The sequence below is a fragment of the Leptospira vanthielii serovar Holland str. Waz Holland = ATCC 700522 genome (assembly GCF_000332455.1).
Lineage (GTDB): Bacteria > Spirochaetota > Leptospiria > Leptospirales > Leptospiraceae > Leptospira_A > Leptospira_A vanthielii.
Map to the genome: position 1 here is coordinate 38,925 of NZ_AOGY02000006.1, position 22,116 is coordinate 61,040.

Consider the following 22,116-nt stretch of genomic DNA (forward strand, 5'->3'; position numbering starts at 1 on the left):
ATGATATGAAGAAATACCTACTTTTCCTTCTTTTTTGCCTACCAGGTTTCCTTTCTGCTCAAACCGAAATTCCCAATAGTTTGGATGGATTTGCAGAAGCTTCTTGGGGGATGACCTTTGAATCCATCCGTGAAAAATTTTTGTCTATGGCGACCAATCCGGAATCAAAGGAAAAAATTGAACTCTTAAATGAAAAGAAAGAAGAAAGTCTTCTTATCAAACGAAATGGAATTTTCTACCTCTATCGCTTTTATAAAACACCGGAACTATTGAAAGAAGTGCGCCCGAAACGAGAGGGTGCCCCAGAAGCCGATCCTAGTATCGATGGGCAGACAGAATTCCGTGAAAATGGAATTCTCTTTTCTGTGGGTGTCACATTCAATTTGGTTCCTACAGAAAAAATCAAAGAGAAGATGGAAAAAAAATATGGGAAACCCAGAAAGGAATCCATCGGGGATGATAAGGTCTCCGGGGCTGCCATTTGGGAACTAGTGGAAAGAAGAGAGAACCCTCCCCGAGGTGGATTTGCCGTCGTTTGGAGAGAAGGTTACAAAAAAGCTCCCTACACTCGTCGGATTGATTACTTTTCTGCCAATCTCAAAGAAGTCATCGCAAAGGATTATGTCGATTTCTTCAGTGTTCAAGAAACAAAAACCTTGCGGGATTTAATCCCGTAGTTACCCTGTCTCGTGAGGCTTGGCAAACCAATGCCCAAGCATACGAGGCAAAATGAATTTATTTTTAGACACAGCCAACATAGACGAAATTAAAAAAGTCCATGAACTTGGTCTCCTAGATGGGATCACCACAAACCCATCCATCATCGCAAAATCCGGCCGTAAGTTCACGGAAGTCATCAAAGAAATCTGTAGTTTTGTAAAAGGTCCCGTAAGTGCAGAAGTTCTAGCCACAGACGCACCTACAATGATCAAAGAGGGGATAGAGCTTTCTAAAATTGCAGAGAACGTAGTCGTAAAAGTTCCTTTAATTCCAGAAGGAATCAAAGCGGTAAAAGCATTCTCGGAACAAGGAATCCAAACGAACGTAACTCTTTGTTTCACCGCAAACCAAGCCCTCCTTGCTGCCAAAGCTGGTGCCAGTTACATCTCTCCTTTTGTGGGTCGTTTGGATGATATTGGTTATGATGGATTGGAACTGATCTCTGAGATCCGAGACATTTATGACAACTACGGAATCGAAACACAAATCCTTGCGGCATCGGTTCGTCACCCTATCCACTTTAAAGAAGTGGCTCTCCGTGGTGCCGATTGTGTCACTCTTCCTTATTCTGTATTTGAAATGCTTTTCAAACACCCACTTACTGACAGTGGACTAACAAAATTTATAGAAGATTCCAAAAAACTAACCTGGTAAAGTATTAAAACCACACCACCGGATACTTTCGGTGGTGAACCAGATTATTGATTAACAAAGCATTTACGAGCAATATCAAAACTCCGATTAGCACCGGAAATAGAATAAAATCCACTCCCACTCCTCCGAGCACTCCAATCATTGCGGTAGCGCCACCTGGCGGATGTAAGGTGTGAGTCCAGTACATTACAAAAATCGAAAGCCCCACAGAAAGTCCAATGGTGAAAAAATTGGTTCCAAGGGTGGCGACAAGAATCACAGCAATAGTAGCAGAAATCAAATGTCCCCCAATTAAATTTCTTGGTTGGGAAAGCGGTGCATCGGGAACAGCAAATAAAAGTACTGCCGTTGCCCCAAACGAACCTATGAGAAGCGAATGACCCGATAAATTGGTAATCGCAAGGATCGACCATATCGAAACCGTGCTACTAATCAAACTCCAGATGGCAAACCGAAGGGAACGTTTGTTACGTTTTACCGATAGGGGTGCTTTGATTTTACTCGGTAAACTTTTAAACCTATTTTGCAGCGTAAGTTACCCAAATTTCTTTCATCTGATCGATAAAACAAAATGCAGATTGGTGAGAGGCATCGTTAAACAAATCACAAGTTCCAACTTTGTTCCAATTCAATGGGTAAGCGCCATACGAAGTAGCGAGGGATTCCATCGGATCCCACCAAACTTCCTTTATATGGAACTTCTCATAATATTTATAATAATCACCATACACCTTTGGCCATAGAACCAAAGTTTTGATTCGGTTCTTCTTAGTGAGATCCAAAAATGCTTCTACATAAGGTTTTTGCGATTCACCTAGCGAATAAGTGCTCATATACAAACTTCCGATACGAAGGGTATCTTTTTTGATTTTTTCAATGGGATTGGACTGCACCCCATAAATCAAATATTCACCCTTTGTATAGTTGATGAGTTGGAACTCTTGGTTGTATTTAGATTTATATTCTCTCAGTTTTCCCTGTTTGACCCTTGAACTAAAGAGGGAGAGATTTAACTCTACACTGCGGATGACAAAAAGTTGATCCAAAAAGTATTTCCATTTTTCTTTTAGAGGAATGTCCTTCCAAACAATATCGAGACAGTCCTTGTCACAAGCCATTCGTAAAAACGGAGACAAGATAAATCCTTTATTATCATCAAAGGCCTCTGGACTGAGCGATAAAATGACAAACTCAGGTTTGACACCTGACTCCAATAGCTTTTTTAATTGGATATAGGAATTCATAGGAATTCCTTGCGGGCTACTGAAATTATAGAGAGTCCAATCTTTACGGTATGGTTCAGGAATTCCTAATTCAGAAAACGGATAGGAACGAGAGTCTCCAAAAACAAGTGTCAGTTTTTTTTCACCAATTTCTTTATCGGTTAACAGTCGTTTGGCCAACACCTTTCTTTGGAAATAAAAAACAGAATTCCCTGCCTGGAGAAATTCTTCATGAAAAATGGGTAAAAGAAAAATTTTATCTACCAAAAAGACAAATAAAAAAAGAACCACTGGATATAATAAAAACGGTTTTGATTTCAAAAACACAAATCCCCTAACCTCACCATTTTAAGACAGGATTGGATTCTTCAACCAAATTAAGAAGCCGGTTTTCCAAGAACCTGCTCTTCGGTCACAACTTTGTATTTCCCTTCCTCGAGAACAAAGTCCCGTAGATCCAATTTTCCAATCCGAATCCGGTAAAGATCTAAAACCACCATTTCCTTTGCTTTACACATTCTGCGGATTTGGCGTTTTTTCCCTTCTTTCAAAATAATGCTGAGGTAACTCGTAAAACCCGGAGGGGTTTTTTCGGGAACTACATTGGCTGGTTTTACAGAAAGAGCACGGAGAGTTTCTCCACCTTCCCTTACACCTAACATAAATTCATCGGCTATGGGTTTCCATGCCACAGGTTGTTTCAAACTGATGATATACTCTTTATCAATTTTGTTTCGTGGGTGAGTGACCTTTTGGATAAAATCTCCATCAATGGATAAAAGTAATAGTCCCCTGGAATCTAAGTCCAATCGGCCAGCATAATTGTATTTTTGAAAGGCTTCCGGCAGAAGTGAGAAGATAGTGTTCTCATGAAACTTGTCTTCGTGAGAAGTTAAGTAACCCGGAGGTTTGTTGAAGGCGATAATTTTCGGCCGTTTCAAAGACTCCTCTTCCATTTGAACCGATTTTCCATCAAAGCTGATGGAATCTGTATCTTCGACTTGAAAGGAAAGATCTGTAATGGTACTTCCGTTGACTTTGATTCGGCCTGCGAGGACCAATTCTTCCACTTTCCGACGGGAACCGAGACCTAATTTGGCTAGAAATGCGTTGATCCTCATGATTTTCCATTTTACAAAGTGGCCTCATTTCAAAAAGTCTAAAGAAGGTATGAATCCGTTAAAAAAGAAACCTCGCTCAAAAAATATCAGCCCTCGTGTGGACCTTCCTCAGTGGATGAAGGTGCGAGTGAGTTTTCCGACGGAAGGAGACGCCCTAACCCAAGTCAGAAAAGAGGTAGAATCCAAACAACTTCATACGGTTTGTGAATCTGCGAGCTGCCCGAACCTTAACCATTGTTGGAACAGGCGCACAGCAACCTATATGCTTTCCGGAGACATCTGTACAAGGCGATGCCAATATTGTGATGTGGCCTTTGGAAAACCAAATGCTCTGGATTTAGAAGAACCGGAGAGAGTCGCAAGATCAGTCGCTACACTAGAACTACGCCATGTAGTACTTACCGCAGTCAACCGGGACGACTTAAAAGACGGGGGAGCTGGCCACTTCGCCGAAACCATTACCAAAATCAAATCCTATCGTCCAGAATGTTCGATAGAAGTACTTATCCCTGATTTTAAAGCCAAAGAAGAATCTTTACAGATCCTCTACGCTTCAAAACCCAATATCATCAACCACAACATTGAAACCGTGGAACGTTTGTTTCCCACAATCACTCCACAAAAGAACTACAAACGTTCGTTAGAAGTTCTTTCTCATATTGCGGAACATGGATTTTTAACAAAAAGTGGTCTCATCCTCGGCCTTGGTGAGAAGGAAGAGGATGTAAAACAATGTTTAGAAGATCTATTCGCAAGCGGGGTTCGGATGCTTACCATTGGCCAATACTTGCAACCAGGTCCCACCCATTACCCGGTTCAGGAATTTATCAAACCAGAAACTTTCCAATTTTGGAAGGAATATGCGTATAAAATTGGATTTAAAACCGTAGCCTCGGGCCCCTTGGTTCGCTCCTCTTACCATGCCGATGAATATTTTTCAGACGAAGCAAGTGATTAGTCCGAAAGATAAAGTATGGACCAAGAACAATTGGAGGCATTCCAAGAGGAACTTGCCAAAACATTCTTTTTCTCAATTCTAAAGGATTTGAGTGAAATTGGAGAAAACCTAAACGATTTCGAAGTTAAGGTCCTCATCCAAAAGGCATTGTCTCACTCTCCCGATTTACAAGTCGAGTGGGGAGATATGGATCGCTTTGGAAATAGCACCTTACTCGTAAAATATGAATCTAATTTACTTTTAATTGAAGCAAGTCCACTCATCAGTGCCATAAAAATCCTTTGGAACGAATATAAATCCAAAGAAAGTTAAACACAATTTTAACCTATAAAATCCCTAACGAACAGTCCAACAAACTTACGATACCTAATTGATGATTTCCGCAGAACTTCGAGGGTAACAACTGTACATAAAAAAAGCCCGAAAGATTTCTCTTCCAGGCTTCTTTTCTACTTAAGGGTTGGTTTATTTAGAATTTAGATTTTTGTTGAAGGTCGTAAATGACTTCTTCTACATTATCCATATCAATTCTCTTAATACCATTCTCAGTGTGAACAATCAATTGACCGTTTTCTTGGTTGATGATCGCCCCAATCACTGTTTTACCATCGACTAATACGATTTTTTCAATTCTTTCGTAGTAGTTTACGATGTCTTTTTTAGACTTAAATTCTTTTGGTTGGTTAGCCAAAGAGTCTTCGAATTTTTTCTTCTCTTCTTCTTGGCGTTTTGCAACATCTTGTTCAATCACATGTCTCTTAGCATCGATTTCTTGTTTTTTCAACTCATCTAACTTTTCAGTTTGAGCTGATTCGCTAAGTCTTGTGATCTCTTGTGCAGTTTGTTTGTCAACTGTCACGATTGTTTTGATTTCTTGTTCTTCGTTTTTGGTAAGTTTTGCACTTTCCACAACGAGTTTTTCCTTTTCAGAAGTTTTGAAGGCTTTGTTCAAATCTAAAGTTTGAATGTCAGCAGACTTCGCAAGGTCAGCAGATTTTGCTGATTGAGTGGATGCTTGGTCTTTCTCTAAGATTACTTCTGCTTTCGCAAGAGACTCTTGGAGTTTTTTCAAGTCAGCATTTCCAGAAATTTCTTCTGAAGAAAGTTTTTCTAAAGCAGGAACACGTGGAGCAAATGCAACCGCACCTTCAACTACTTTTACTTTCGCAGGTTTTCCTTCTGCAGCTTCTACGATAAAAGACGTTCCTCGCACACCCGCAATCGCAGTCGGTGTTACGACAGTGAAGTTGTCTTCTTTCTTAGCTTTGTTGACTTTCGCAAATACCTTTCCAGAAACTAGAGCAATTTGAGTGTCTGTTGTTCCTGAATTGTCTTGAGAGAGTTTTGCAAAGTCAATAGCGGACTTAGGAGAGATACGAATGCTCGATCCATCCGCAAATTGGATGTCTACTTTTCCATTGTCGCCTGTGACTACATTATCCCCGGATTTCAGAAGGGCACCAAGTTGTGCTTTTTCTTCTGTTTGGTCTGCGTGTTGGATTTTTGAATCTCCTACCGCAAATACGACTACCGCAGATAAATCTGCTGCTTTTTTTGGTGCTTCGGACACTTCTGCGTCTGGTTTCTTACAAACTGTAAGACCAGTAAAAAGAAGCGCTAGGCCCATTATGGTTAGTTTCGATGCTTTCATATCGTCCTGTCCCTTAGTGAAATTCAACTTTCGTTACTCTCTAATCAACAAACTGGGGTATAAGAAATTCCCAGCTTTTTTGTATTTTTTTCTAGAATGAAAAAAAATTCATTAGTTCGGAAAAAAAATAATTTAGTGACTGGATTTGTAAACGAATATTCAGTATTTTTCCTCGAAACCAGCGTTTTTCAAAGGAAAAGTAGGGTTTTTTCGGGAAAATCGCTTTGTCTAAGATAGAGGAAGAAAAAAACTCCCATTATGGCTGAAACCTCTACGCTGAACCAAAGACCTGCCTCCTCCATCCAACTTTTGGAAGAAATGGAGAGAATGTATAAAGACTTACCCATGGAAGCCATCGTCAAACAAGACATCTTAAGACAGGGCATTCATTTTTTACCTGAGTCCTTTTTAGTCAAAGATCCTTATAAATCCAAAGATTATTTTATCTTTTCCTTCGACCATATCCCTCTTGCTGACCTAACAGATGGGGCCGATACCAAAGCTCCCGAAGAAATCAAAATCTCAGGAGGTCACTTTGGCCTTTTAAAGACAGTGATCTCCACAAGGAACAACCCAACCTCACCATATAAAATGAAATCAAAGGATGGAATCCCTACTTTGTTTTTAGAAGAAACTGAAATTGGTAGTGCCGAGTATCCACCGATTCCTTCTTGGTACAGACACAAAACAAAGTCAGGAAAATTACCGGGGGAAGTAGCACCTGTCATTGAATGGGGATACCTTTTGTATCTGACGGTCTTTCGCAACTGCCAATACTTTGGCAAAGACGAAGAATGTGCTTATTGTGATATCAACCATAACTACCGCCAACAAAAAGGTGCCGGAAGGCCTTATACAGGAGTGAAGGACGTAGAAGATATTTTAGAAGTTCTGTCTTGGGTAGATGCCGAAGACCAAATTGCTAAAGTGTACACATTGACCGGTGGATCGGTTCTTACCAATTTAAAGAAAAAATCAGAAGTGGACTTTTACCTCCAATACCCAGAGGCCATTGAAGCACGTTTTCCCAAACGTTGGATGGGAAAACTTGTGGCGCAAGCCTTTGAAAAGGAAGATTGCCAAAAGTTCAAAGATGCAGGAATCCAAATCTATCACCCCAACTATGAAGTTTGGGACAAAGCACTCTTTGAAAAAATTTGTCCTGGTAAGTCCAGTTGGATTGGTTATGAAAATTGGATTCGCCGTGTGGTGGATTCTGCCGAAGTGTTTGGTCCAGAAAATGTGATTCCTAACTTTGTGGGTGGAGTGGAACTTTCGGAACCTTGGGGTTTTAAGACTGTAGCCGAAGCCATAACTTCCACAAAACAAGGTTTAGATTTCTTTATGTCCAAAGGGATTGTACCTAGATTTACCGCATGGTGCCCCGAACCTTACACCACCCTTGGCCAACAAGCAGGTCCCCCTCTTGTGTATTTTTGTGAACTTCTACGTGCTTGGAAAGAAACCTTTGAACAGTACGGATTGCCCACTCCTCCAGGGTATGGGGAACCGGGTCCAGGAAAGGCAGTATTTTCTGTTTCTGCTTTTATGGATGTGATAGGTTATTCTGGACGAAATTAGTCCTTTCCTGTACAAAGAAAAAACTAAAATCCGTTTATGCGAAAACAAATCCTACTAACGGGAGTTTTTTCTCTCCTTCTTTTCACGTTTGCTTGTCTGAACCCCGAACAGGAGGAACCCCATCGGTTCCGCCAAGGGGTTTTGGACATCCGTGACCTTACCTTCAATGAAAATACCATAGTGGACCTACATGGGGAATGGGAATTGTATTTTGGGGATTTCCACTACCCACCCTTTCATGGTGAAAAACCTCTTACGGGATACTTGGCCATTCCGAGTTCCTGGCAAGATGAAGAATTTGGAGGAGAAGAATTACCAAGAACAGGACATGTCACCTTACGAGCGTTCATTCAGATCAGCAAACAAACCATAGGCCAAGAATTAAGAATTTATATTCCTGATATTGCTTCTTCCTATCGATTTTTTGCCAACGGAATTTTGATTGGTGGGCAAGGAAAACCCGGAATCAATCAATTTGATGATACGCCAAGAATCAAATCCAAATACTATACTCTCATTCCTGATAAAGAAGTGATCGAACTTGTATTTCATATCGCAAACTATGATAACAATTTTGGTGGATTTTGGGCCATTCCGAGTTTAGGAAATAAAAATGCTTTGGACAGGGAAAAGATGCTCTCCATTGCGCGAGAACTTTTTTTACTAGGAGCCCTTGTTCTAATTGGTTTGTATCATTGCGGATTGTATTTTTACAAACGAAAAGAATCATCTATCTTCTACTTTGCCCTCTTTTGTTTTTTGCTTGGGATTCGTTTGGCCTTCACTGGTGAAAGATACATCTTAGAACTATTTCCGAATTTCCATTGGCCTTCTGCTTTTCGGATTGAGTTTGCTTCTTATTATTTTGCAGTTCCCACATTTTTATTATTTATCTATTCTCTTTTTCCAGAAGAATCCAATCGCAAGTATGTTCGTTATGTACTGATTGCCAGTTCGATCTTTGCACTCACACTTTTTTTACCAATTTCAGTGTTTACTATTTTATTATATGGGTTTCAAGCTTTATCATTTTTTACTATTGGGTATGTCATTCATATCAACCTAAAAGCAGTCTTTAACAAACGACCCAATTCGAAATTGTTTTTTTTAGGGCTTTTGATTTTAGCATTTTCTGTTGCGTTTGATATTTTACGACACAGTGTTAACAACCGTGGAATTGGTCTTACTCCTTACGCCCTACTTTGTTTTATCTTCATACAATCGCTTATCCTTTCCAGTCGTATCGCCAATGCTTTTTTAAGAGCCGAAGAATTAGCGGAAAGTTTAAAGATTAGTAACGAATCCTTACTTGCAGTCACAGAAAATTTGGAACAAATTGTTTCTGAAAGAACCTTTCAGTTGAACTCGTCTTTAAATCGAATTAAAAAAGACCTCCTTCTTGCCAAAAAAATCCAACAAAAGATCCTCCCGGAAGATGGAATCAAATTTGAACATTTAAAAATCCATTTGTATTTCCAACCCCAAGACGAAGTGGGTGGAGATTTTTATGATATCTTTGAATTGGATAATGGAACGGTTCGTTTTTTTGTCGCAGATGCAACGGGGCATGGAATCCAAGCGGCACTCTACACCATGGCAATCAAATCAGAATATGAAGCCATCAAACGTTTCATTACCAAAACGGATGATTTGATGAACCATCTCAATCAAAAGATTCAAAATAAGTTCTCTGGATTAAAAATTGTTTTTTCAGGATTTTTATTGGATATAGATACCAAAACAAAGACCATTTACTACTCGTCAGCGGGTCACCCAAACCAAATTTTTCAATCAGGCGACAAACAAACTATTTTAGATCGTACGGGAAATATCATTGGTCTCAAAAAAGACCAACCCTATACACAAAAACAATTCCAAATGGCAATGGGAGATAGAATCCTTTTGTTTACCGATGGAATGTTGGAACAAAAAAATGAGTCGAGAGAAGAGTTTGGAATGGAAAGAATCCAAAAGATTCTTACCGATTACCAAGGTAAGGAATCGGAGAGAGTGCTTGCCGAGCTTGTCATCCAACTGTTTCTCTTCCAAAAAAAAGAAGATCAGGAGGATGACCAAACCATGGTTCTTATCGAATGGGAAAAAACTTCTTAAAAGTTTTGAACCAATCTTTATTTTTTTAGAAAAAGATTGTCCACACCATTCTTTTCAAACTCAGCATCATACTTTTCTGCTTCCTTTGCGACTTTGGTTTCATAATCTTCTGGAGCCAGTGCTTCTAAATCTTTTGCAGACATTTTTTGTTCTAAATCTCTTTGGGCAAGTTCTGTAGAGAGATCTGTCCAGAAGATATCGTCGTTATAAGGTTCGATATAAGACTCGAATACTTCTTGGAAGTATTCTTCCGAAATGGTAAAAAGTCCATTTTCGGAAGTGATCGGTCCTTTTTCAGCGCCGGCAGAAAGTTTTTTTAAGAGGGACTGGATGAATTCGTCCACAGAAGGATCTGTTTCTTCGTGTGGAGAATTGCTCACCCATTCAAACACCGCAAGTGCGTTCAAAAGGTGTTTTGTTTCTTGGGGATTAAGATCTAAATTCATGATTACCTACTTTGTTTCCATGGAAGTTGGAATCCTTCGTCTAGGCAAATCAAAGAATGACGGTGGACCGGTTTTCCTTATAGTTTTGATACATCTGGTCAACCAGGAGACGAAAGGAGGGATCTTCTTTTAGAATTTCCAATTTCTCTTCCAGACTCAAAATAGAAAACTTAACGCACAAAGCCTTAGTGACTGCAGGCTTCATACCCAATAAGTAAACATACGAGTAGTATTGTCAAATAAAAAATACTAAACGTATGTCACGTATTTATGTCTCGATAGACTTTTGCGATTCGTTTCACTCCCTCTTCCATTTCGTCGTTTCCAAGAAAACTAAAGTTCATACGAAAGTTGGATGAAGACCGATTCGCAGGAGAAAATTCACTTCCAGGAACCATGGCAACCCCGCTTGCTAAACAACCTTCCATCAATTCTTTTTGGGAGACCTTGGGATATTCCACCCAGAGAAACATCCCTCCTTCGGGACGGGAAAATTTTGCTTCAGGGATATATTCCTTGAGTAAGGAAACCAAAATTTCTTTTTTCTCCGCATAGAAGGTTTGGATGGAACGCAGGTGTCCGTTCCAATCCATAAAATCCAAAAGTTTGGAGACAACCACTTGGGAAAACTGATTTGAATTCAGATCATTCCCTTGTTTGACGGCAGTAAACAAATTACGATAGACCTTTGGAACTACGGTCCAACCCAACCGAAAACCTGGAGATAAAATTTTCGAAAAACTTCCCAAAACAAAGGTTAGGTCCCTCCTTTCCCGAAAAGAACTGACCGATGGATATAACTTTCCTTCAAAGTCCAAATACCTGTAGGCTTCATCTTCAAAAAGGATAACTTCTTTTTCATCTAGTAGGGAGGCGATCTGTTTTCTTTTTTCCAAAGACCAAGTATAAGTTGATGGATTTTGGTAAGACGGGTTTGCATAAAAAATATGGATTTTGTTTTGAGTTAAAATTTCTTCCAACAAATAAAGATTGGGCCCATCCGTCTCCATGGGTACACTAAAAAACTTCGGTTGGTAAGGAGAAAACGCCTGCAAAGCTCCCAAATAAACGGGATCTTCTAATAAAACATTGGTATCCGAATCCATAAACATCTTTCCTAAAATGTCTAATCCCTGTTGGGATCCGTGGGTGATGGAAATAGAATTAAGGGATACCCAAGAAACGTCCGTTAGTTTTTCTGCAATTTGCATTCGGAGTGCCTCGTATCCTGAAGAATCCCCATACTGCAGGGCCGTATTAGAATGATCTCGAACCACAGATTCCATAACGGAACTTAAAATATCTTTTGGAAGTAGATCTGGATTTGGAAGTCCACCTGCAAAGGAAAGCATATCAGAATTTTCGACCGTTAACTTCAAAATTTCACGAATGACAGAAGTCCGAACAAAAGAAGTTCGTTTCGCCGAAAAAATAGTTGGCATTTCCTTTTCCATCGTTATAGAATAACAGAAAAGAGTCAAACTGTCCATATACAGTTGATTCATTCTATTCATATACAGTTATCTTATGACAAAGTACAAACGATTAGCAGAAGATTTAAAAAATGAAATCCAATTGGGATATTATTCAGAAAAAGAACGAATTCCCTCTCTTCGAGAAATTCAAACTCTAAAGTCTTGTAGTCTTACCACAGCTAAGGAAGCCTACCGGATCTTAGAAGAAGAAGGGTATATTTTTGTAGTACCCCAATCAGGATACTTTGTTCACCCAAACATAAGCTCGGTCATTTCAGGCCCTCAAAATGAATTTTATCCCACAGTAGAGGCCGATGACAGAATCCAACAAATCATGCGAACCGTGATGGATCCCAAACTCATCTCTTTTGGTGCAGCCATTCCTTCCGATATTTACCTTCCCTTAGGAGGTCTTGTTTCCTCTTTCAAAAAAGCCCTTCAACACAAAGAAATATTCTCTTATGGAGACTTACAAGGAAACCTTGAGCTCCGGGAATGGATTAGCAAACGTTTGTCGATCCAAGGATACAGAGTAAACTCGGAACAAGTGCAAATCACAAATGGGTGCACAGAAGCCATCACATTCTCCTTAATTACTACAACAGAACCAGGAGACACAGTGATTGTTCCCTCACCTATTTACGTTGGTTTATTTCAAATTTTGGAAACTCTCAAACTGAAAGTTGTAGAAATTCCTTACAGAAAAGAGGAAGGAATTTCATCCGATGAATATGAAAAACTAATCAAACGCCACAAACCAAAGGTTTTTTTATTCTCAGCTAACTTCAATAATCCGAACGGAATTTTGATGAGTGAATCTTCCAAACAAAGTTTGGCAAAAATTTCATATAAATATGGAATTCATTTAGTAGAAGATGATATTTATGGGGATTTGTATTTTACTGGAACGAGACCTAAGCCCTTGGTCAGTGATTTTCCATACGATCAAAAAGGTCCTAAATCTTTTCTTTGTTCTTCGTTTTCTAAAACCATTGCCCCTGGACTTCGCATCGGTTGGGTAACATCCAAAAATGGAATCCGGGACTTAAGTAAACGAACGAGGGCCTATAAAATTTCAGAAAACCATCCCAGTCAAATTGCAGTAGTTCAATTTTTGAAATTGCAGACTTACGAAAGACATTTAAAATTTCTTCGCATGGAATACAAAAAGCTCACAGAGGAATACACAAAACTTCTGTCTTTTAATAGTGAGGGAATCCTAAACATTCAAAAACCAGATGGGGGTTTTGTTTTATGGATTAAATCACCGTTAGATGGTGATAAGTTACTCAATGAATCCAAAAAAATAGGAATGGCCATTGCTCCGGGTTCTCTTTTTGGACTATCCAAACATTGGGACAGTCATTTTCGACTGAATGTATCGGTTGGGTTTTCACCGAAAATCAGAGAAAAACTATTGCAGTTCTCTAAGTTATTCTTAAAAAAAAGGAAAAACTAATTTTTAAGTTTTTGGTTGCAAGCAAAAGAACGAGAACCAACGTTTATACTATGTCAGAAAACACACGCAAGTATCTGGAAACATCTCAAATTATCCCTGCCAAAGGAATGTCTTACACTATGTATGAAATTGAAGGCCAAGATACAATCTTACGAATGCTCACCTTTATCCCAGACAATGACGAGATCCATATCTATCCCAAACCGCCGGTAAAAAAACTTTATAAGCCGGAACTTTGTAAGAAGGTAGAAGAGAACGAATTTTTAGGTCTTTGGACTATGGGAGAAGAAAGGAAGGCGGGAAATTAGGCAACCGTGGCCCCGGACAGAATCGAACTGCCGACACGAGGATTTTCAGTCCTCTGCTCTACCGACTGAGCTACAGGGCCTTCGGTTACAACCAAAGTATTTTTTCACATCCCGCTGTCAACGAACCTTTATAAATTTTGTGAGGACAATATGAAGACCCATTGGAAACCATTTGCAACCACCATCCTATCCACACTCCTTTTTGTTCATTGTGCATCCACTCTCCACAAAACAGGGATTAGTCTAGAAAGGTACAGGTCCGACTTAGAAACCAAATCCATTTTAGTAGAAAACTTAAATTGGAAGTATACAGAAAAAACCGGTGATGGAGAAACTCTAGTCGTGGTACATGGATTTGGTGGTGATAAAGACCACTGGACCCGGTTTTCAAGACACCTCCCCAAAGGGTTCCGAGTCATAGCTCCCGACCTACCCGGTTTTGGAGAATCCGACAAACCAGAAGGAATCATTTACACCCAAGAAGCCCAGGCAGACAGGCTTTACCAGTTCACTGAAAAATTGGGGTTAACCCAATTTCACTTAGCAGGGAATTCCATGGGTGGTGGGATCTCTGGAATTTTCGCAGCTAAATATCCAGCGAAAGTAAAATCTCTCATTCTTTTTGACAATGCGGGAATCAAAAGCCCCACCCCAAGTGAAATGCAAACAATTGAAATGTCAGGAAAACCGAGCCCCCTCCTACTCACAAGCCCCGAAGATTTTGACAGACTGATTGCCTTTACCTTTGTGAAACCACCCTATCTTCCTGGTTTTTTAAAAAACTATTTTGCAAAAAAATCCTTTGCCAATAGAGATTGGAACGCATCCATCCTAAAACAAATCCGGAGTGAAGGTTATTATCTTGAAGGAAAATTAGAGAAAATCCAATCTCCCACCCTTGTGATTTGGGGAAAAGAAGACAAAGTCATTCACTACACAGTGATGGATGTCTTAAAAGAAAAAATGAAAAGAAAACCAGAGACAGTCCTTTTGGAAAATATGGGGCATGCTCCGATGATTGAAGATCCCCCATTGTCCGCCAAACTCGTACAAGACTGGGTTTTCAACTTACAAACACCCAAAAATTAATTAAAAAAATACTTTAGTATTTTTTTTCCAATTTAGGATAAAAAAATACTTGTACTTTCATGGGTTTTTTATGTTATAAACCCCGTGGACCCAAAATATAACAACAAAACATTGATAGGAATTACCGGATCCATTGGGTCAGGAAAGTCCACTGTACTTGCTATGTTTGGTGAGTTAGGGGCAGAAACGATTAGCTCCGATACCATTGCCCGCAGTTTCACAGAACCAAATACTCCTGTGATCAAAGACTTGATCTCCATATTTGGAGAATCCATCTTAGATACAGACGGGGCACCGTCCAGAGCCAAGATTGCAGAGATCGCCTTCTCCGACAAATCAAAGCTAAATGCTCTAAACGAACTCCTTCATCCTCTAGTCCGTAAATCCTTTTTGGAATTTTTGCATTCACGAAAAGACGGCAGCATCATCGCTTGGGAAGTTCCCCTTCTTTTTGAAACCGACGCCTACACTCTATGCGACTTTACAGTTACCGTTGCGGTCAAACCCGAGGTAGCTTGGGAGCGAGTGATGGGACGTGGCGGGATGGATAAGGAAGACTTTCAAAGACGGAATCTCTCCCAAATGGACTTAGAGAAAAAAAAGTCTCTCTCCGATTTTGTCGTAACGAACGATAATCAAAGGGAAGAGTTAAAAAAACAAATCGTTATCATCTATTCTGAAATTAAAAAAAGGATTCAATCATGAAAGAAAGAGTATTTTACGTAATCAACCTAGATAAACAAAGGATTGGAGTTTTGTCCCTCTTTCTTTTTGCACTTTTCTTTTCGATTTTTTTTCTCGGAGTTTCTGTAGGAAAAGGAAAACAAGAAGAGACCATCACTCGAGCCAAATCCTCGGAACCATCTCCCGAAGGCCTCGCGCTCACCGACGGTTCCATTCCTTCTCCGACTGCTGCCAATGTAGCCGATGCTGCAGTGGGAACGAATGCCGCTTCCTCTCTTGTCCAAGGAACCAAAACCAAAGAACAAACGAACCTTGGCGCAGAAATTCCAATGGCGGACGTAGGGAACCATCCCTACTTTGTCGAAACTTCCACTGCAAAAGACGAGGAAGAAGAAAGAAAACAACAAGTTGTCGATTTGACAAAACGAACGGAAAAGAAAGTAAGTACTACCAAAGGGGAAGAACGAACCAAAAACCTGGTATCTACTTCCAAACATTCGAAATCACAAAAAACTTCCTCACAAATGGGGAGTGCTACAAAATTAGAAGGAAAACAATTTACCATTCAATTGGCAGCTTTTGCCAGCAGACAATCTGCTGAGACGTTTTTATCCCAACTGAAAGCAGATAACCATGGTAAGTTGGCAGCAAAATCCTTCATCGTAGTTAAAAATGGTTTCTTTGTAGTGCAAATGGGAAAATCGAAAGATAAATCTTCTCTTACAAAAGTCCTATCCAAAACTTCCATGCCTAAAGAAATCAAATCCAAAGCCATGGTTGTGAGTTACCAACCGCTTTCCTAAAAAAGATCGTTAAAAAAACCTTGGCATTCGGCTTTCCTAAATTATTTTAGGAGAGCCTTTTTCTACCTAAAGGAAGAACACTTAACTTTGATTTCAATTCTGAAGCTAAAAATCAAGGTTGCCAAACGATTGTTTGGCGCTATCTTCACAGGACAATACTTACGATTTGGATTAAATTTAGTAAAAAAACAAGATGGGGATTGGCAGGAAAAAACGACAATCAACCTTCCCATTTTCGACTCTCCTCTAAGAGAAGGTAAACTCCATAACCTTCGAATCGCCATCGAAAAAATAAATGGTCGTGTTTTACTTCCCGGTAAAATTTTTTCTTTTTGGTATGAAATTGGTGAACCCTCTCTCAGCAAAGGATACAAAGAAGGAAGAGTGATTCGAAATGGAGTTGTGAGTTCCGAAATTGCAGGTGGGCTTTGTCAGTTATCAGGAATCATCTACTACCTGTCTTTGGAGCTTGGTCTCTCTATCCTCGAACGATTCCCCCACTCTCGTGATTTGTATACGGAAGAAACTAGATTTACACCACTAGGTACGGATGCATCCGTTGTTTATCCCACAAAGGACTTACGAATCCAAAATACATTTCCCTTTCCATTACTTTTCCATTGGGAACTCACAGATTCAAATCTTACATTTTGTATCGAAGCGAAAGAACCACTCAAACGAAGAAAATTGAATTTCCAACAAACAAAAAAAAATGGATTTTCGAATGTGAAAGTCTTCTTAGAATCAGATGAAGATGGCAAATCCCTCTTATGTTCTTCCGATGATTACCTATTGTAAAAAAAAAGGAATCGTTTTCGGAATTTTTCTCCTCATTGTTTGTTTACAATCGGTTGTTCAATTTAGTTCAAACTTTGCCTACGGTGCCGATGGATATTATTACGCCGCGCAAGTAAATTCCTATCTCACCAAAGGACGATTTTTTAGTCCGGATTCTTCTCCCGTTTTGTATGGCCTCGTCTATTTTTCCAAACTAGGAACGAGTATAGTCACCACGAATAAAATTTTTATCTCGTTACTTGTTGGTATATTATTCCTTTCGGGTTACAGGTTGGCTTTTTTGGTTACCAAAACAGTTTCCACTTCGATCCTATTTGGACTCCTTCTTGTTTCGTCTTCTTTTTTGCCTCATTTTAGTTTTAACTTTATCAAAAACTTAGGTGGGATCGTATTTTTTATCTTATTTCTTACAGAACTTTGGGTTTTGGAGCAAGAGGAGAAGACTGGAAACCTAACAATATACGTACGATTGGGTTTGAGTTTTTTATTGGTTTTTTTCAGTCACAAAATCACGGCAGGAATTTCCTTTTGTTTTCTACTGGCTTGGGTTTGGAAACAGTTCCCTATTGCCAAAATCTATCGTTTCGGCATTCTTCTTGGATTACCACTTGTCCTTGTGGGATTGGCTTTTGTTTTTCCGAATCTTCTGCACTGGAGTGATCTAAAAACCATTGTATCAGAAGATATACAATTCCAATTGATTTCCCCTTTTTACCAATATTCAAAAATCTTTCCTGAATTTATTTTAGAGCAAATCCTATTTTTTCTTTCACCCTTTGTTTATTTGCTGACACGATCGCAACTGGATCCAAAACCCAAGACTTTCTACGACAAATTGTTTGTTCTCTTTTTTTTACTATCACTACCTATCTTTAGTTATACGGCATTTGGTTTTCCCTTTCGGTTGTTCCTACTTGTTTTTATTCCAGGAAGTATCCTTCTACTCCCCACCCTCTCCAAAATCAAATCACGGCCTTGGGTAATCGTTGTATGTATTCTCCTTTTTCTCTACCAATGGTTAACAATGGTTCGTGAAAAAAACTTCAATAACCAGGACTATAAACTCTACTCGATTTTAATTCCTCTGTTTCAATTCCCAAAGGATAGTTTGATCATTGTGCACCAAGGGTTTGATTATTTTATCTGTTACAATAAAGCGGGAGATGCCTTCCATTTTTTGCCGGAAGAAAAACATAAAAATCGACCAATTTATCGCATTGTGTACGGAGTGTCCGCCGCAGAATATAAGAAGTATCTTCCCAAAGAAGTAAAAATACAATACTTACCAGGTTTTTATTCTGTTTTGGAAGAAGGAAAATGGCAGGAGTTTCTAAAAGCAATTCCTGCCGAATCAAAGGATCGTATTTTGGATTGGAGAAATCCTCATACACATAGAACGAATACAATGTTACGAAATGAATCTTTTAAGGAGCCGAGTAAGAAGATTTAGTATAGGCAAATTCGCTCGCACAAGCGGCATCTTTTTCTATCTTTTCTCGTAATAACAAAAGTTTGTCGTTACAGACATAAAAGTAAAAATCTTCCTTTCCAACAACAGGATAGGTGCTTAGAGAAACCAAATGGTTATCCGAGTCCGAATATCCAAAATAAGCATTGTTGTAAGCAGTTCTTTCTTCTTCTGTTTGTGGGTATTGGATGAAAATGGAAGGTCGGACAAATCTGAACTTTGTATCCAGAACTAAATGGTCCGAGTAAACATCAAACACACCCTCTAATTTTTCATTGATTCCCGAATACTGATTGAACTCCCTGTAAACAAAACTTTCTCCATCAAACTCGATGGTATTAGAACATTCCATTCGATCGGGAAGTTTGCAGAATACAAAATTTCCTTGAACTGCGGCAATCATAACATCCCGAGATTCCACTTTGGTAATCGAAAGATATCCACCGAACACCCAACCTGTGATTTCTTTGGATTGAATCCGATACCAATACGCCGAAAGGCCATCGATTTCTGTATCCTTTTCTGATCTTTCTAAGACCTTCACTTCATCGCCGAGTTTCAGTTTCCCAACCTTCTCCCCATCCAATGTGGGCGTTTTTCTCGCATTAAGAACAGTCGCGGAAATAAAAGCATTTTTACCCACTTCGATGGTGGGAGTTTTTTTGCACTGAAACAATACGAGGAAAACAAAGGCAAATAAGAACAGATTCTTCATGGAAGAAAGATTGGTTTTTGGGAGAATTTTTGGCAAGAAAAAATGTGAATCGTAGAGAAAGAAATACCACCTAATTTTCCATAGGTGGTTAAGGAATTTACAAAGGGACTATTTTGTAAACAGAGATGCCAAAGAAGAAAGTTGGGAGGTAATATCACCACCTGGTTCCTTTCCGTCTGGCGAAAGTTTATCGACCACTAATGGCAATAGATTTCCAATGAGACCGGCAGTCGCTTCCGAATCCAATCCTACTTTTTTTGCCAACTCTTGAATCGAATCATTTCCTAAGACTTTCATCACATCATTGGCACCAATGTTCACATTCTCTCCCGTTCCCACCCAAGAAGACGCTGCGTCTGCAAATCCCTTGTCCTTAAACTTTTGCACAATCCCAGAAACCCCGCCATTCTCCTCGACGATCTTTTGGATCCCAGAAACGATTTGTGGATTGTTTTGTACGAGCTCAACTGCCTGAGCTGCAACGGCTTTCAAACTTTCAAAAAAACTCATGAAACGGAGGTTAATTAAAAATCCCAAAAAGGAAAGATATTTTTTAGATTCTAGTTTTTATTTGCCATAGCAGGTAGGTAGGTTTTTCCTTTGTATACAAGAATAATTTATTGCAATTCGATTCCAAATCAACCAACATCAATCCATTGTTAGTCTTTCTAAACATGGCAAATAAAACATTCATTCAATATCTGAACCAAAGACTCCTGCTTTTGATTCTAACGCTGGGCCTTGCGGGTTGTTGGACCAATCCTCTCACCCATCCACCAATTGAATGTTTGATGAAGTCAAACAACTCCCTTTGTCCCGATAAAAAACTTCTGGAAAAATGGTCACCTTTCCTATTTTTGCATCTTTTACCGGAATCAACCGTTACCATCTCTAACTTAACCAATCACTCAGTTGTCGAAACAGGTTTTGTTGTTGGAACTGTTTCTGCAGGCCAACCGTACGTCAATGTTTGGACCGATGATATCCTCCATACCCAAGTTCCTGTCATTGATGGAACCTGGCGTTACGCATTGCCTGCCAAAGCAGTTACCAATACCTTCTGGACTTATGGAAGCCTTCATACCATATCCGTACATTTGCCATTTGAGAAACCCAAAACCATCCAAGTGCGAATGGGAAACAATCATGATACCGATGGGGATGGGTATCCCGATTTGATTGTATCGGCAGGCCCGGGTGCTGGATCGCAAGGATATGCTTATGTCTATCGATTGAATCCCACAACAAAACTTCTCGAACAAACACCGAACACTTCATTAACCGATGGACAAACCAGTAATACATATTTTGGAAGTCGTGTTGGTACCGGTGACTTTAATGGGGATGGATATGCGGATGTGCTGGTGGGTGCTCAAGCATATAATGGTGCTGCTGGAAGAGTTTATGAATTCTTAAGTCGCGGTCAGACCGGAATTTCTTCTCAAGATTTAAATGCAGGTGGTTCAGCAAATGCTATCTTAGATGCACTAAGTGACGGAAGACTTGGTACAAATATAGTAGGAGCTGATGTCAATCATGATGGTTATGATGACGTTGTTCTTGCTTCCCCTTGGGACAATGATATGTTTATTTTCCATAGCCAAGGTCCAATTGGATTCATATCACAGAACACTAGTTCGGCTAATTTTTATTATAAACCAGGGCCAGCAAACAATTTTGGAAACCATGCAACTGTTGGAGATGTCAATGGAGATGGCTTCCAAGACTTGATCGTAGGTGAACAACTACATGCTTTGAATACTGGAAGAATTTTTGTATTTATTTCCAATGGGGGAACTTACTCAAGCCAACCGCAACAATTTCTTTACCCACCGACAGATCCTGCCCCAGGCTGTGCCGCAGGAGGAGGATGTCGGTTCGGCTCCGCATTTGTTTTAGATTATTTTAATTCCGACAATTGTATCGATCTTGCTGTCGGCGCCTTTCCATTCAATTCCAACCAAGGGATTGTTCATGTATACAATTCCACTTGTGACTCGACAAACCCCTATGGAAGTGTACCAAATTCCACTCTTCTTGGACCCGTGACAACCAGCTGCAATGGGATGCTTTGTAATTTCGGAGGAACCTTGGCTTCGGGAGATACAAATGGAGATGGACTGCCCGACCTACTGATTGGTGCCACAGGTGCCAGTGCCGGGATTGGCGACGTTTACCTAGTGTTAAACGATCCAGTTACGGGATTTCGGAATATGAACTTAAGTGCCGGTGGATCTGCTGATAGTCTTTTTTCTGGCGCCAATGCGGTTACTAATTTTTCCATGGGACTCAGGTTCCAAGATACCAATGCCGACGGCCTACAGGATATTGTGATTTCCGAACCTACGACCACCAATCGAGTGTATACATTTCATAGTGTGCGAGGGAGCGTGCCTGCAAGCCAAAACCTAAATAATGTAAGTGGCGTGACAAGCCAAACCCTCGCACCACCTTTGGGAACATCCTTTGGCAATACGATTGCGCTCTGGAAAACCAAAGCAGAGAGTTATTTATGGGCGTTTGTTGCGAAAACCAAAGAGTATTTTGGAATGATTTAGAAAATGAAATAGGTTTCTATTTTTTTTCTTGGCGCCTCGCAATCGTTTGGTGAAGATGACAACAACTGATTCAGCGACCGCGCTTTACGCTCCAATCTTTCGCTTTGCGAAAGGATTTCCGCTGCAATCGCTGGCGTGTGGATACTTGATTCAATCAAAACAGTCTTCTTTCCTTGAATCGCATTGATTGAGCTAAAAAAATAATATATCGTATCTGTTAGATGCCTGAAAACAAAATGTAATCTCTATCTTAAAAATATGTGTAGACGTTTGGCGACAAAATCGACTGGATA

At 39.8% G+C, this 22,116-nt stretch carries 22 protein-coding genes and 1 tRNA gene; 14 read left to right on the forward strand and 9 right to left on the reverse strand.

What is annotated here, in order from left to right; genetic code table 11:
- The first annotated feature begins 5 nt into the window (after positions 1-5).
- Together LEP1GSC199_RS00325 and fsa are read left to right on the forward strand one after the other, a co-directional pair.
- Positions 6-677 carry a hypothetical protein gene (locus LEP1GSC199_RS00325; RefSeq protein ID WP_168222698.1) on the forward strand — a complete coding sequence of 224 codons (672 nt, stop codon included), beginning with the start codon at positions 6-8 and terminating at the stop codon, positions 675-677.
- A gap of 52 nt (positions 678-729) precedes the next feature.
- Positions 730-1,374, forward strand: a complete 645-nt coding sequence (gene fsa / locus LEP1GSC199_RS00330; RefSeq protein ID WP_002975946.1) for a fructose-6-phosphate aldolase — start codon at positions 730-732, stop codon at positions 1,372-1,374.
- A 4-nt stretch (positions 1,375-1,378) separates the two neighbouring features.
- Here the strand turns inward: fsa and LEP1GSC199_RS00335 are convergent, their stop codons facing one another.
- Genes LEP1GSC199_RS00335 through LEP1GSC199_RS00345 form a run of 3 tightly spaced genes read right to left on the reverse strand, consistent with a single transcriptional unit; the run spans position 1,379 to position 3,718 of the window.
- Positions 1,379-1,870 carry an HPP family protein gene (locus LEP1GSC199_RS00335; protein WP_425324554.1) on the reverse strand — a complete coding sequence of 164 codons (492 nt, stop codon included), beginning with the start codon at positions 1,868-1,870 and terminating at the stop codon, positions 1,379-1,381.
- Between the two features lie 22 nt (positions 1,871-1,892).
- Positions 1,893-2,918: a DUF1574 domain-containing protein gene (locus LEP1GSC199_RS00340; RefSeq protein WP_039925663.1), complete on the reverse strand. Its 1,026-nt coding sequence runs from the start codon at positions 2,916-2,918 to the stop codon at positions 1,893-1,895.
- 56 nt (positions 2,919-2,974) lie between these two features.
- Complete coding sequence (locus LEP1GSC199_RS00345) at positions 2,975-3,718, reverse strand: pseudouridine synthase (protein WP_002975907.1); 744 nt, start codon at positions 3,716-3,718, stop codon at positions 2,975-2,977.
- A 49-nt stretch (positions 3,719-3,767) separates the two neighbouring features.
- On the opposite strand from LEP1GSC199_RS00345, the gene lipA reads away from it, so the two are divergent.
- Complete coding sequence (lipA, locus tag LEP1GSC199_RS00350; protein WP_039925664.1) at positions 3,768-4,676, forward strand: lipoyl synthase; 909 nt, start codon at positions 3,768-3,770, stop codon at positions 4,674-4,676.
- Between the two features lie 15 nt (positions 4,677-4,691).
- Positions 4,692-4,988: a hypothetical protein gene (locus LEP1GSC199_RS00355; RefSeq protein ID WP_002975890.1), complete on the forward strand. Its 297-nt coding sequence runs from the start codon at positions 4,692-4,694 to the stop codon at positions 4,986-4,988.
- A gap of 157 nt (positions 4,989-5,145) precedes the next feature.
- Here LEP1GSC199_RS00355 and LEP1GSC199_RS00360 read toward each other — a convergent pair whose 3' ends face one another.
- A complete protein-coding gene (locus tag LEP1GSC199_RS00360) occupies positions 5,146-6,327 on the reverse strand; it encodes a lipoprotein LipL45 (RefSeq protein WP_039925638.1) in 1,182 nt (393 codons plus the stop codon).
- A 258-nt stretch (positions 6,328-6,585) separates the two neighbouring features.
- Here LEP1GSC199_RS00360 and LEP1GSC199_RS00365 point away from each other — a divergent pair, with 258 nt between their 5' ends.
- A complete protein-coding gene (locus tag LEP1GSC199_RS00365; protein WP_002975933.1) occupies positions 6,586-7,908 on the forward strand; it encodes a radical SAM protein in 1,323 nt (440 codons plus the stop codon).
- Between the two features lie 36 nt (positions 7,909-7,944).
- Entirely contained in the window at positions 7,945-10,020 is a 2,076-nt protein-coding gene (locus LEP1GSC199_RS00370) for a PP2C family protein-serine/threonine phosphatase (RefSeq protein WP_002975935.1), read from the forward strand.
- A gap of 17 nt (positions 10,021-10,037) precedes the next feature.
- Here LEP1GSC199_RS00370 and LEP1GSC199_RS00375 read toward each other — a convergent pair whose 3' ends face one another.
- Together LEP1GSC199_RS00375 and LEP1GSC199_RS00380 are read right to left on the reverse strand one after the other, a co-directional pair.
- Complete coding sequence (locus LEP1GSC199_RS00375) at positions 10,038-10,466, reverse strand: hypothetical protein (protein ID WP_002975942.1); 429 nt, start codon at positions 10,464-10,466, stop codon at positions 10,038-10,040.
- A 260-nt stretch (positions 10,467-10,726) separates the two neighbouring features.
- Positions 10,727-11,920: an aminotransferase-like domain-containing protein gene (locus LEP1GSC199_RS00380; protein WP_039925665.1), complete on the reverse strand. Its 1,194-nt coding sequence runs from the start codon at positions 11,918-11,920 to the stop codon at positions 10,727-10,729.
- A 73-nt stretch (positions 11,921-11,993) separates the two neighbouring features.
- Here LEP1GSC199_RS00380 and LEP1GSC199_RS00385 point away from each other — a divergent pair, with 73 nt between their 5' ends.
- Together LEP1GSC199_RS00385 and LEP1GSC199_RS00390 are read left to right on the forward strand one after the other, a co-directional pair.
- On the forward strand, positions 11,994-13,400 hold the full coding sequence (locus LEP1GSC199_RS00385) for an aminotransferase-like domain-containing protein (protein ID WP_002975957.1): 1,407 nt from the start codon (positions 11,994-11,996) through the stop codon (positions 13,398-13,400).
- 50 nt (positions 13,401-13,450) lie between these two features.
- Positions 13,451-13,708 (forward strand): hypothetical protein, encoded by a 258-nt coding sequence (locus tag LEP1GSC199_RS00390; RefSeq protein ID WP_039925641.1) that lies wholly within the window; start codon positions 13,451-13,453, stop codon positions 13,706-13,708.
- 7 nt (positions 13,709-13,715) lie between these two features.
- Here LEP1GSC199_RS00390 and LEP1GSC199_RS00395 read toward each other — a convergent pair.
- Positions 13,716-13,788, reverse strand: a tRNA-Phe gene (locus LEP1GSC199_RS00395).
- A 70-nt stretch (positions 13,789-13,858) separates the two neighbouring features.
- On the opposite strand from LEP1GSC199_RS00395, the gene LEP1GSC199_RS00400 reads away from it, so the two are divergent.
- The 5 genes from LEP1GSC199_RS00400 (at position 13,859) to LEP1GSC199_RS00420 (ending at position 18,532) form a co-directional block, all read left to right on the forward strand.
- The gene (locus tag LEP1GSC199_RS00400; protein WP_002975917.1) at positions 13,859-14,797 is read left to right on the forward strand and encodes an alpha/beta fold hydrolase; all 939 of its coding nucleotides are present in this window, start codon (positions 13,859-13,861) and stop codon (positions 14,795-14,797) included.
- Between the two features lie 84 nt (positions 14,798-14,881).
- The gene (gene coaE, locus LEP1GSC199_RS00405; protein ID WP_039925643.1) at positions 14,882-15,502 is read left to right on the forward strand and encodes a dephospho-CoA kinase; all 621 of its coding nucleotides are present in this window, start codon (positions 14,882-14,884) and stop codon (positions 15,500-15,502) included.
- Positions 15,499-16,284, forward strand: a complete 786-nt coding sequence (locus tag LEP1GSC199_RS00410) for an SPOR domain-containing protein (RefSeq protein ID WP_002975952.1) — start codon at positions 15,499-15,501, stop codon at positions 16,282-16,284. Before coaE ends, LEP1GSC199_RS00410 begins: the two co-directional genes overlap by 4 nt.
- A gap of 87 nt (positions 16,285-16,371) precedes the next feature.
- Positions 16,372-17,082, forward strand: a complete 711-nt coding sequence (locus LEP1GSC199_RS00415) for a VanW family protein (RefSeq protein WP_002975963.1) — start codon at positions 16,372-16,374, stop codon at positions 17,080-17,082.
- Positions 17,039-18,532, forward strand: coding sequence for a hypothetical protein (locus LEP1GSC199_RS00420; RefSeq protein WP_039925645.1), 1,494 nt, complete (start codon positions 17,039-17,041; stop codon positions 18,530-18,532). Before LEP1GSC199_RS00415 ends, LEP1GSC199_RS00420 begins: the two co-directional genes overlap by 44 nt.
- Here the strand turns inward: LEP1GSC199_RS00420 and LEP1GSC199_RS00425 are convergent.
- Entirely contained in the window at positions 18,507-19,265 is a 759-nt protein-coding gene (locus LEP1GSC199_RS00425; protein ID WP_039925667.1) for an SH3 domain-containing protein, read from the reverse strand. The genes LEP1GSC199_RS00420 and LEP1GSC199_RS00425 overlap by 26 nt on opposite strands.
- A gap of 108 nt (positions 19,266-19,373) precedes the next feature.
- Positions 19,374-19,775, reverse strand: a complete 402-nt coding sequence (locus LEP1GSC199_RS00430; protein WP_002975922.1) for a YidB family protein — start codon at positions 19,773-19,775, stop codon at positions 19,374-19,376.
- A gap of 164 nt (positions 19,776-19,939) precedes the next feature.
- On the opposite strand from LEP1GSC199_RS00430, the gene LEP1GSC199_RS00435 reads away from it, so the two are divergent.
- Positions 19,940-21,823, forward strand: coding sequence for an FG-GAP-like repeat-containing protein (locus LEP1GSC199_RS00435; protein WP_039925668.1), 1,884 nt, complete (start codon positions 19,940-19,942; stop codon positions 21,821-21,823).
- The last annotated feature ends 293 nt before the right edge of the window (positions 21,824-22,116 follow it).

Bases quoted from the DNA above. Each gene is read 5' to 3' on its own strand.
- LEP1GSC199_RS00420 (WP_039925645.1), top strand. From the start codon at position 17,039: ATGGCAAATCCCTCTTATGTTCTTCCGATGATTACCTATTGTAAAAAA.
- LEP1GSC199_RS00400 (WP_002975917.1), top strand. From the start codon at position 13,859: ATGAAGACCCATTGGAAACCATTTGCAACCACCATCCTATCCACACTC.
- LEP1GSC199_RS00365 (WP_002975933.1), top strand. From the start codon at position 6,586: ATGGCTGAAACCTCTACGCTGAACCAAAGACCTGCCTCCTCCATCCAA.
- LEP1GSC199_RS00425 (WP_039925667.1), bottom strand. From the start codon at position 19,265: ATGAAGAATCTGTTCTTATTTGCCTTTGTTTTCCTCGTATTGTTTCAG.
- LEP1GSC199_RS00410 (WP_002975952.1), top strand. From the start codon at position 15,499: ATGAAAGAAAGAGTATTTTACGTAATCAACCTAGATAAACAAAGGATT.
- LEP1GSC199_RS00385 (WP_002975957.1), top strand. From the start codon at position 11,994: ATGACAAAGTACAAACGATTAGCAGAAGATTTAAAAAATGAAATCCAA.
- LEP1GSC199_RS00375 (WP_002975942.1), bottom strand. From the start codon at position 10,466: ATGAATTTAGATCTTAATCCCCAAGAAACAAAACACCTTTTGAACGCA.
- LEP1GSC199_RS00345 (WP_002975907.1), bottom strand. From the start codon at position 3,718: ATGAGGATCAACGCATTTCTAGCCAAATTAGGTCTCGGTTCCCGTCGG.
- LEP1GSC199_RS00325 (WP_168222698.1), top strand. From the start codon at position 6: ATGAAGAAATACCTACTTTTCCTTCTTTTTTGCCTACCAGGTTTCCTT.
- lipA (WP_039925664.1), top strand. From the start codon at position 3,768: ATGAATCCGTTAAAAAAGAAACCTCGCTCAAAAAATATCAGCCCTCGT.
- LEP1GSC199_RS00355 (WP_002975890.1), top strand. From the start codon at position 4,692: ATGGACCAAGAACAATTGGAGGCATTCCAAGAGGAACTTGCCAAAACA.
- LEP1GSC199_RS00370 (WP_002975935.1), top strand. From the start codon at position 7,945: ATGCGAAAACAAATCCTACTAACGGGAGTTTTTTCTCTCCTTCTTTTC.
- fsa (WP_002975946.1), top strand. From the start codon at position 730: ATGAATTTATTTTTAGACACAGCCAACATAGACGAAATTAAAAAAGTC.
- LEP1GSC199_RS00435 (WP_039925668.1), top strand. From the start codon at position 19,940: ATGGCAAATAAAACATTCATTCAATATCTGAACCAAAGACTCCTGCTT.
- LEP1GSC199_RS00430 (WP_002975922.1), bottom strand. From the start codon at position 19,775: ATGAGTTTTTTTGAAAGTTTGAAAGCCGTTGCAGCTCAGGCAGTTGAG.
- LEP1GSC199_RS00380 (WP_039925665.1), bottom strand. From the start codon at position 11,920: ATGGAAAAGGAAATGCCAACTATTTTTTCGGCGAAACGAACTTCTTTT.
- LEP1GSC199_RS00360 (WP_039925638.1), bottom strand. From the start codon at position 6,327: ATGAAAGCATCGAAACTAACCATAATGGGCCTAGCGCTTCTTTTTACT.
- LEP1GSC199_RS00390 (WP_039925641.1), top strand. From the start codon at position 13,451: ATGTCAGAAAACACACGCAAGTATCTGGAAACATCTCAAATTATCCCT.